The organism is Clostridium sp. HBUAS56010 (genome assembly GCF_007115105.1).
Lineage (GTDB): Bacteria > Bacillota > Clostridia > Lachnospirales > Lachnospiraceae > Lacrimispora.
This window is the reverse complement of sequence record NZ_SULJ01000029.1, coordinates 1-7,564: the sequence shown is the minus strand read 5'-3', so window position 1 is coordinate 7,564 and position 7,564 is coordinate 1. Positions and strand designations below refer to the sequence as shown.

Genomic DNA, 7,564 nt, shown 5'->3' with positions numbered 1-7,564 from the left:
GAAGTAAGACATTCCCTGGAATTGCCAAAGCCATGGCGGAGCAGTGGGCAGGTAACAATACATAATTTAAAGCAAATTAAAGTTTACTTAGAAAAGGAGATGTTAGATATAAAGAAAAGGATTATTGGTTTTATTAAAAAGGTACTTGGTTACTGTGATGGCTGTGGTGATTGTAAGTGTAGATTCTTTAAATATCCTAAAAGGTTCCATATGAGAACTATGTATACAGATGAAGAATCAAATTATATAACCTGTTGCGAAGGATATTACGAAAATGTCGTTGAACCATATTGGGATGAAAGATGGGAAGAGCATTATTTTTCCAGATTATAAGGAATGGGAATTGTAGATGAAGATTGTAAAAGGAAAAGAGCAAGATTATAAAGAATGGTACGAAAATCAAAGTGATGAATATGGCAAAATGTGCTTTAAATATGCAGAAAAATGGGCAGAGCTACTAGAAACAAAAATTAATGAATCTCAAGAGGAACCATTGAAAGTCATTATTGAAAATGCAGATGTTACAAGTCATCAGGCGGATACGGAAGGGATTACGGGTTTCATGTATGGCTGTGCAGTAAGTATTCTTTCTCAGTGTTGGGAGTATGGAAAACATTTGAAAGCATGGCACAATAAAAAATACGATTATGAAGGTAGAGGCATTGTTAATCCAGCAGTTCTTACATTAAGAAATACAGATTAAGTTCACAAGTAAAACAGAGTTTTCTTTTAATGATGGGAGGTGATTTGTAATTTTGGATTATAAAGATACGAATGAATATAAGGTAATTATAAAGACTGGAATCAAATGTAATTGCTTTGAAATAGATCCGATTGGACTATGTTCTGTTACTGATTGTATGAATTGCGGAAATGCAAATACAAAAATTATCAGAATTGAAGATGGTTGTGTCATGAGAGATGACGCTTGCGGTTCCAGATATCAAGAAAAATTGGATAGACTTCTTTATTACAAAAGTAATCCCATGTCTTTTATAGAAGATTATATTATTCCAAAAGGTAAGAAAATGAGTTTATTCCAAAAATGGTATCTTAACAAATTAATCAAGGAGGAAAATAAATGAGATATATTTCAGATGAAGATTACAAAAGAATTATGAAGAAGAAGGTCGGCATTGACCAGGTGCAGATTTTCAGTTCTGAACAGGAGTGTTTGGAGCATGAAAAGGCATTGGCTGCTGAAAGAGCGAAGCAGGAGAAATTACTTACTGAAAAGAATCGTCGTAGTGATGAAGTGAAGAAACTTGGCAATGACTTCATTGAGTTACATAAAAAATACGTGAACGACTATGGTGAAGAGATTTCATTTGACAGTGATTTGGAATCATTGGCTTCATTATATAGTAGTGTATGGCCATTTTTCTTTAGAACAGGAAGAATAATGTAGGAGGTTGAATGCACATAAAAGTTGAAACTGGTTCAGAGATTAAAACCATAGAGTCGGCAGGCAAAAAAAGTTATGGAAAGCGTAGAAGTGAAGCACTGAAATCCATGATTGAGCAGTTCAGAAGATACCCGTCATTATATATTGAATTAACTACAGGTAAGAAATTGCCATGGTATCGAAGATTCTGGATTGATAAAGTGTTAAAGCACATTAGCGGAGGGCGAAGATGAACAACTATTTAAAACAGGATTTAATCAGTAGAATTACAAAATGTTTAAAAGAAGAGAATGAAAGGAATTCTTCGGATTCTGACTGGACTCCATTAAATGTCCCGTTTATGCTTGCACCATTAGTGCAAGCCATGGAAAACAATCCACTAAAAGAACTGGAAGATCATTTAAAAGAATGGAGCATTTTCAATGTAAACTACTGCAAAGACGAAACTGGAGGTTACAGCAATGGCTCTATCGATATTAGTTTTTATAGGACTCGATCCAATAAAACATATGCTGACATTTCTGACATTACATACGTTATAGACTTTAATATTGATGATAGACCATGGGGATATTGCCAGTGTACGGCGGCTGATGAGGATTACCGAGATGATAAAAAATGTTGTGGGCATGGTTGCGACTGGTATGCTCCTGGTGTATCAATTAAAAAGGTAACTAATGTCGTCCGTCATAATTGGGAAGGTGACGAGCATGATTTCTGGGAATTTGAGGATTCGTTTTATAAGGTAAATGAAGATTTGGAAGCTATTAAACTAGAAAAGGAGCGTGCTGCCAGGAAGAAGTTTTTAGAAGAAAACATTTTGGAAATGCAAAAAGAACTTGCAAATTTGTGACTAAAGAACAGTTCAATTGAAAATCACGACCAACTAGTATAAGCAAGCCGTGATTCGAGATGTTAAAGATTTTTTTGTATAAACTCCTGCAAGGTATAAGAAATGTTTCTTAATTCATCTTTTTCAGATATAGCATCGCTTTTCCATACAAGCATTGCTGCGCCAGCCTTGAGGTCAACCTTGATTTGTTCATTATAAGTTTTGCTAGTGGTTTTGTGCTCCAACGTAAAAGTGACTGGTTTATTAATGTTTTTATAATTTAGAGCACATATTTTGGATTGTCCTGGTGCAAGATGTGCACCATTTAGATTACTTAACCAATCGTGATCATTAGCACTTGTATAGGCCTGATTAAATGAAAAATCATAGTCAGAAAAGAATTTGGTTATTGTGGTAGGAGTTTGACCAAAATTCTTGATTACAAAATAAAAACGTTGCTCTGCTCCGAAATTTGTCGTTGTCCCATAAATCGAAATAACTGGTCGCGTCGACTCTTCTATCATTTTAGAGTTCTGCATTAATGTTAATACAGAAATTATTATAGAAGCAATGCCTACGAGTGAGGTGATTATCATACCATAAAATTGAACAGTGTTGGAATCCATTTTAATTCTCCTCTTTTTGTGTTTTATTATACCGCATGAGAGTCAAAATTGGAATAGAGGTAATAAGTTTACCAAAGATATATTTTATGATGAATTTGGAGGTGTTTTATTATCAGAACTTTAGACCGAAATAAGTCAGAAGAATTATTTAACAGAATAAATAGTATGTCATTGATGTGTGGTCATCTTAAAGCAGCAGTTCAGAATCCCGACTTTGTAAACGAAGAAAATGTATATGAAAATTATTGCTTTTTCAGAGAAAATTATCTTCGTTTAGTAGCCGAATTAATTAAAATTAATGGGAGTATTGCTACTCTGCATAAAGAAATTGATAATGACGTGTCTCATAATTATGAAAAAGGAGAAGATTAAATGATTGAAGAAGGTCAGAAGGTTTTTGTAAAACAGGGAGATACATATACAGAAAGCTTTGTTGAAGAAATCGGAAAAGAAGGAAATAAAAAATATTACGGTATTTCAGGATTTGCAGATTGGCAGAAAAGATGTAAATGAAATTGTCAAAGACTTTATGATTAATAATGAGATTGAAACACATGAGTATGCGATTGGAATGAGGGAAAATTATTTTGCAATCGTTCCAACACAAAAAGATTATGATATGTTTAATCAACAAATGAAGAAAGATTCTCGTGTAAACACACTTAGTTCTTTCAAAAAGAATTCAACAATCTTCAAGGATCTATTTAAGATTCTGGAAGATAAGGATATGAAGGTATTACATAAGCCGTTTATTCAGTTTGCATTCCCCTGTTGCGGTAGGAGCAGGTCAAGAATATTTGAACATAACGGAGTTGTCTATGCCTCTTATGAACACGAGACAGATTTTGAAAATCCAAAGGGATTCCAAGAGATTAAAGCAAGTGAATTTTATAAGGTAGTTGAGGATATTGATAAATAAATTTCCATAAAACAATACATTGCTCAATTAAGGAGGTTATATGAATAAGGAAGACGAATTAAAATTAGAAGTAACAATCAAAGAAAATATGGAGAAGGTCAGATTTGAAGGTCTGTCCGCCGGAGCTAAGGGAATTGCCGGTGCAGTGCTGGAAATTTGCAACGATAAGAACATCAAGAATGATACGGTTAGGATTAATAAGATTAGAGATTTCTGCGCTATTGGACTTGGATTGAAGATGAAGGTGAATTAAATGAATTTAGTTGAATGTTACATTGAAAAAGTATTATCTGCTATTGATAAAACTCCTGAATTTGTTACATACATGCAGACAGATGGAGGATATCCAGATTTTATTCCAGATGAGCCATATTTAGAGGTATCATGTAATGTAAACTGTTATGGAAGAAAAACAACGGAGACTCATTTATGGAAGAAATCTGATTATGAAAAATATCTTGAACAAGGATATTACTTGGCTTAGTTACGAGCAAACCATTCTTTCATATGATAATAGAGCCCTTACTTTCTTTTGGGCAGTTTAATAAAAAGGTTTTTGTACCCTTATTGGTCAAGATTTTTAATTTTACTTGATTATCATCATTGAAAATAGATTTATCCTTGTCGACTGGGAAAGATACAAAACCCGAAAAACACTGGTTTCCAGTTAATTGAATAGGAAAATCTTCCGAGAAAAACCGCTCTGTTCTTGGTATATCAGTGTCTGGAAACTTCGGATAATAACGTTCGCCTATCCATTTATGATTTATGTAGCACGGGTATTCACCATCAGATGTAATAATTATAATTCTGGTTAAAGCGATTGGATTATATGAATGATTAATAATGTATAATAAAAAGGTGTAATCGTCATTTTTTGCCCGTCCGCTAAATTCATAATTTTGAATATCTACGGAAAAACGGGTGATTTTACCTAATGCTGTATAAGTTATTTGTCCCATTGATAAGACTAGACTGAAAATGGCTATTAGAAGCGTAATTAAGTCTTTGTGACATACTAGGTAATCTACCATCAATTTTTCTCCTTAGATTTTTATATGGTGATTATATCATAATTTCAATGAAATATAAAGAATAAAAAACAATTGAACTACTATGAAATATCAATTTGCTCACGAAAGGAGAAAATGAGACATATAATCAAAAATATTATTCAAGCCGTAAATAAACTCAGAGATGTTATTGAAATCAACACAGCTATGAATAAACTAAATAAAATCACTGGAGAAGGTGGAATTAAATACTCTAATTTTATGTCAGTTATTAGAAAATCTTAATTTGGTTCAAAGGAGAAATATATGTCAGAGTATAGCACGACAGATATGGAAACAGGTGAATGGGTTCAAGTGTATGATTTAGAAAAATGTTTAAAAGCTATTCGTGTTAGGGATAAGAGGAACGAGGATTTAATTGAAAAATTAAAAACTATGAACAAAGAACTTCGAGAAGAATATGACAGGGATAACGAAATCCAGAAAATGCAAATGGAACTTAAAAAGGTAAGATCTGATTACTATAGAGGATTTCCTATTAGTGAATCTGAGAAAGAAGCTATTGACGAATGGTGTAACGAGCACGACAAATCAGTTCACGGATTAGATACTTTAGGCAAAAGATTAAAAGCTGGCGGTTGTTGTGGAGGAAGATACTCTTATCATTTTGTGCCCACTAGTATCGGAGTTTCTGGGACAATAAAATGTCATTGCGGTGCAGAATTTGAGTTTCAAAGAATTGGATAAAAGTGTAGTTTGTTTAAATTTTAAAAAGATTATCAAAACTAGTTGACATGAAAACTCAGAAGTGTTATTATGAATAAGCAATATAAAAAGATTATCTAAACCTAAGGAGGCAAGAAAATGAAAAGTGGTAAGAAAACAGAATTTGCAAAATTCAAAAGTATCATGAGTAAAGTAAAAAAGAACAGACCAGAGGTAACTTCTACTGGTAGAGTCCAGTGGGGAAAGAGTAAGTAGGGGAATACATATGAAATTTAATTTATTCGATCTGTTGGTGTTTGAGTTTGACTGGAAAGCAATTGCAGCTATATCGGCAGCTTTGGTACTAATTAATTTGTGGGGTTAGGAAGGAGATAGTAATGGGAATTGTTTGCATTTTACTTGGAGTTGCCCTGGAAGTCGTAAAGGCAAATGGGTGGTTTTATGTTCCAAATGTAGCGCAATACGTAGTTTTTGGATTAGGAGCATTACTGACGCTAATCAACATCGTAAAATGGTTTGGAGTTAGGAAAATTTCAAATAGGATTACAAATACATCGAATAGAATCTCAAAGAGATTTTAACAGAATTGTGATTTGCTTTTAAATATTGGAGGTAGCAATGATATATAAAACGTTATTAAACAAAGGATTTAAGCCAGTATATTACACGAATGCAAACTGGTTTGATAGTAGAGAGTGCAATAGCAGATTATTTCCAGATATCGTATAGAATCGAAAGATTTCCTAAATACCGTTCTTAATCTGATGGATATTTTTGATAAGTATTTTTATCTTCTAGAAGATGGAGATGTAATAGCTGAAATTGAAGTAGACGAAGAATTAGAAGAATATTGTATATACTTTTATAATGTTGATGCTGATGTTGATAATTTTATTATACCAAAAGAAAGGGTAGATGAATTATTGAATGTAATACCAAATAGTTTTTTATTAGAACATTGTGGTTGATCGGAGGTAATACATGTACGAAGAAATGGAAGAAGAGTATCTTCAGTTTTTATATGATATGGAAGAATCCATAGATTTTGCAAGATATATGGACGAAGGCGACTATGAAGATGACTATGGAAATAATGAGATTTATGAATACCAGGAGAAATTTGCCGAGAAAGTTGTGGATTGGTTAAGAGAACATAAGCCAGGAAAATACATAGTAAGTCGTGGTTGGTACATTGGAGTTATGACCCCTGATGCTGCTAAAGAGCATAAGATATCTGAAAGCAGCATCGAAGAAATGATTGTGAGATAGGAGGTGTTGAATGGCATTTTTAAAAGCACTCATTGTTAGCCTAGCAATATCTGCTGTTTGGTATGCTTACGAGTGGATACAGTTTAAAGAATTTCAATGGAATCGTCAATGTGACAATATAGTTTGGATATTGTACTTTGGAGTTTTGTGGTACTTATTTGCACATCAAGCTTAATTTAAATGAAGGGAGAATAATGGGTATTAATATTAATGGAAATGATTTTACCGATATGGCAAAAGCAACAGATTATTTTAAAAAGAAAAGAGAAGAGTATTTAAAACAAAATCTAAGTTCTTTTGAACTTATATGGAGCAATGAGGCAAACAGTATTTCTTTGGCAAACTTAGGGCGTAACAGATTTTGTGGAATACTTATGGAGATTGATGAACTTATAAAAAAGTCGTCATCAGAAGGTGAGTTTTATTGCACATTCAAAAAAGGAGAGGATTTGTCTGTTGAAGAGTATGAAAGCCTGAAAGATATATTAGAAAACTTCGGCTATAGGTTAAGAGAATCTACGTCCGGCTTGATTATTAAATGGGATAAGTAACCAGCCAGCAAAATTTATAGAAACAAGGAGAGTTCATTAAGGGTTACATAAATAAGAATATCAATATTCGGATATGGTATTTCGATACCCTATTATTTTTGCACCTTTTTATCGGAAAAACGGTCAAAATCGGTTCGTAATTTCCGAGAAAATGCAACTTTTATTTAGATTTCATATAGAGCAAATTTCATGTTATCGCCGGTAAAAAACGGTGTTTACATAG

At 33.0% G+C, this 7,564-nt stretch carries 17 protein-coding genes; 15 read left to right on the top strand and 2 right to left on the bottom strand.

From position 1 onward, the window contains the following. From FAY33_RS19715 to FAY33_RS18825, 6 genes are all read left to right on the top strand, one after another. The coding region (locus FAY33_RS19715) for a hypothetical protein (protein WP_207706036.1) at positions 1-333 on the top strand (333 nt) is incomplete at its 5' end. 16 nt (positions 334-349) lie between these two features. Next, complete coding sequence (locus FAY33_RS18845; RefSeq protein WP_143322981.1) at positions 350-703, top strand: hypothetical protein; 354 nt, start codon at positions 350-352, stop codon at positions 701-703. Positions 704-755: 52 nt separating this feature from the next. Next, positions 756-1,085, top strand: coding sequence for a hypothetical protein (locus tag FAY33_RS18840; protein WP_143322979.1), 330 nt, complete (start codon positions 756-758; stop codon positions 1,083-1,085). Next, on the top strand, positions 1,082-1,408 hold the full coding sequence (locus FAY33_RS18835) for a hypothetical protein (protein ID WP_143322977.1): 327 nt from the start codon (positions 1,082-1,084) through the stop codon (positions 1,406-1,408). Before FAY33_RS18840 ends, FAY33_RS18835 begins: the two co-directional genes overlap by 4 nt. Before the next feature lie 8 nt (positions 1,409-1,416). Continuing rightward, positions 1,417-1,638 carry a hypothetical protein gene (locus tag FAY33_RS18830; protein ID WP_143322975.1) on the top strand — a complete coding sequence of 74 codons (222 nt, stop codon included), beginning with the start codon at positions 1,417-1,419 and terminating at the stop codon, positions 1,636-1,638. Further along, a complete protein-coding gene (locus FAY33_RS18825) occupies positions 1,635-2,258 on the top strand; it encodes a hypothetical protein (protein ID WP_143322972.1) in 624 nt (207 codons plus the stop codon). Before FAY33_RS18830 ends, FAY33_RS18825 begins: the two co-directional genes overlap by 4 nt. 62 nt (positions 2,259-2,320) lie before the next feature. Here FAY33_RS18825 and FAY33_RS18820 read toward each other — a convergent pair whose 3' ends face one another. Continuing rightward, positions 2,321-2,863, bottom strand: a complete 543-nt coding sequence (locus tag FAY33_RS18820) for a hypothetical protein (RefSeq protein WP_143322970.1) — start codon at positions 2,861-2,863, stop codon at positions 2,321-2,323. Positions 2,864-3,296: 433 nt separating this feature from the next. Between FAY33_RS18820 and FAY33_RS18815 the strand changes: the two genes are divergently transcribed. From FAY33_RS18815 to FAY33_RS18805, 3 genes are read left to right on the top strand one after another with little or no spacing between them, the layout of a single operon-like run. After that, on the top strand, positions 3,297-3,782 hold the full coding sequence (locus FAY33_RS18815; RefSeq protein WP_207706035.1) for a hypothetical protein: 486 nt from the start codon (positions 3,297-3,299) through the stop codon (positions 3,780-3,782). Positions 3,783-3,822: 40 nt separating this feature from the next. Beyond that, positions 3,823-4,035, top strand: coding sequence for a hypothetical protein (locus FAY33_RS18810; protein ID WP_143322966.1), 213 nt, complete (start codon positions 3,823-3,825; stop codon positions 4,033-4,035). Beyond that, complete coding sequence (locus FAY33_RS18805; protein WP_143322961.1) at positions 4,036-4,266, top strand: hypothetical protein; 231 nt, start codon at positions 4,036-4,038, stop codon at positions 4,264-4,266. A gap of 19 nt (positions 4,267-4,285) precedes the next feature. On the opposite strand, the gene FAY33_RS18800 is transcribed toward FAY33_RS18805, so the two are convergent. Continuing rightward, positions 4,286-4,816, bottom strand: a complete 531-nt coding sequence (locus FAY33_RS18800; protein WP_143322958.1) for a hypothetical protein — start codon at positions 4,814-4,816, stop codon at positions 4,286-4,288. A gap of 285 nt (positions 4,817-5,101) precedes the next feature. On the opposite strand from FAY33_RS18800, the gene FAY33_RS18795 reads away from it, so the two are divergent. The 6 genes from FAY33_RS18795 to FAY33_RS18775 all read left to right on the top strand — a co-directional run bounded on the left by FAY33_RS18795 (position 5,102) and on the right by FAY33_RS18775 (position 7,341). After that, on the top strand, positions 5,102-5,542 hold the full coding sequence (locus FAY33_RS18795; RefSeq protein WP_143322956.1) for a hypothetical protein: 441 nt from the start codon (positions 5,102-5,104) through the stop codon (positions 5,540-5,542). Positions 5,543-5,898: 356 nt separating this feature from the next. Then, on the top strand, positions 5,899-6,102 hold the full coding sequence (locus FAY33_RS18790) for a hypothetical protein (RefSeq protein ID WP_143322952.1): 204 nt from the start codon (positions 5,899-5,901) through the stop codon (positions 6,100-6,102). 183 nt (positions 6,103-6,285) lie between these two features. Further along, the gene (locus FAY33_RS18785) at positions 6,286-6,489 is read left to right on the top strand and encodes a hypothetical protein (protein ID WP_143322950.1); all 204 of its coding nucleotides are present in this window, start codon (positions 6,286-6,288) and stop codon (positions 6,487-6,489) included. A gap of 13 nt (positions 6,490-6,502) precedes the next feature. After that, positions 6,503-6,790, top strand: coding sequence for a hypothetical protein (locus tag FAY33_RS18780; RefSeq protein WP_143322947.1), 288 nt, complete (start codon positions 6,503-6,505; stop codon positions 6,788-6,790). Positions 6,791-6,800: 10 nt separating this feature from the next. Continuing rightward, entirely contained in the window at positions 6,801-6,965 is a 165-nt protein-coding gene (locus FAY33_RS19700; protein ID WP_185967718.1) for a hypothetical protein, read from the top strand. Between the two features lie 19 nt (positions 6,966-6,984). After that, a complete protein-coding gene (locus tag FAY33_RS18775) occupies positions 6,985-7,341 on the top strand; it encodes a hypothetical protein (RefSeq protein WP_143322945.1) in 357 nt (118 codons plus the stop codon). Positions 7,342-7,564 lie beyond the last annotated feature (223 nt).

Bases quoted from the DNA above. Each gene is read 5' to 3' on its own strand.
- FAY33_RS18845 (WP_143322981.1), top strand. From the start codon at position 350: ATGAAGATTGTAAAAGGAAAAGAGCAAGATTATAAAGAATGGTACGAA.
- FAY33_RS18835 (WP_143322977.1), top strand. From the start codon at position 1,082: ATGAGATATATTTCAGATGAAGATTACAAAAGAATTATGAAGAAGAAG.
- FAY33_RS18830 (WP_143322975.1), top strand. From the start codon at position 1,417: ATGCACATAAAAGTTGAAACTGGTTCAGAGATTAAAACCATAGAGTCG.
- FAY33_RS18825 (WP_143322972.1), top strand. From the start codon at position 1,635: ATGAACAACTATTTAAAACAGGATTTAATCAGTAGAATTACAAAATGT.
- FAY33_RS18820 (WP_143322970.1), bottom strand. From the start codon at position 2,863: ATGGATTCCAACACTGTTCAATTTTATGGTATGATAATCACCTCACTC.
- FAY33_RS18810 (WP_143322966.1), top strand. From the start codon at position 3,823: ATGAATAAGGAAGACGAATTAAAATTAGAAGTAACAATCAAAGAAAAT.
- FAY33_RS18805 (WP_143322961.1), top strand. From the start codon at position 4,036: ATGAATTTAGTTGAATGTTACATTGAAAAAGTATTATCTGCTATTGAT.
- FAY33_RS18800 (WP_143322958.1), bottom strand. From the start codon at position 4,816: ATGGTAGATTACCTAGTATGTCACAAAGACTTAATTACGCTTCTAATA.
- FAY33_RS18795 (WP_143322956.1), top strand. From the start codon at position 5,102: ATGTCAGAGTATAGCACGACAGATATGGAAACAGGTGAATGGGTTCAA.
- FAY33_RS18790 (WP_143322952.1), top strand. From the start codon at position 5,899: ATGGGAATTGTTTGCATTTTACTTGGAGTTGCCCTGGAAGTCGTAAAG.
- FAY33_RS18785 (WP_143322950.1), top strand. From the start codon at position 6,286: ATGGATATTTTTGATAAGTATTTTTATCTTCTAGAAGATGGAGATGTA.
- FAY33_RS18780 (WP_143322947.1), top strand. From the start codon at position 6,503: ATGTACGAAGAAATGGAAGAAGAGTATCTTCAGTTTTTATATGATATG.
- FAY33_RS19700 (WP_185967718.1), top strand. From the start codon at position 6,801: ATGGCATTTTTAAAAGCACTCATTGTTAGCCTAGCAATATCTGCTGTT.
- FAY33_RS18775 (WP_143322945.1), top strand. From the start codon at position 6,985: ATGGGTATTAATATTAATGGAAATGATTTTACCGATATGGCAAAAGCA.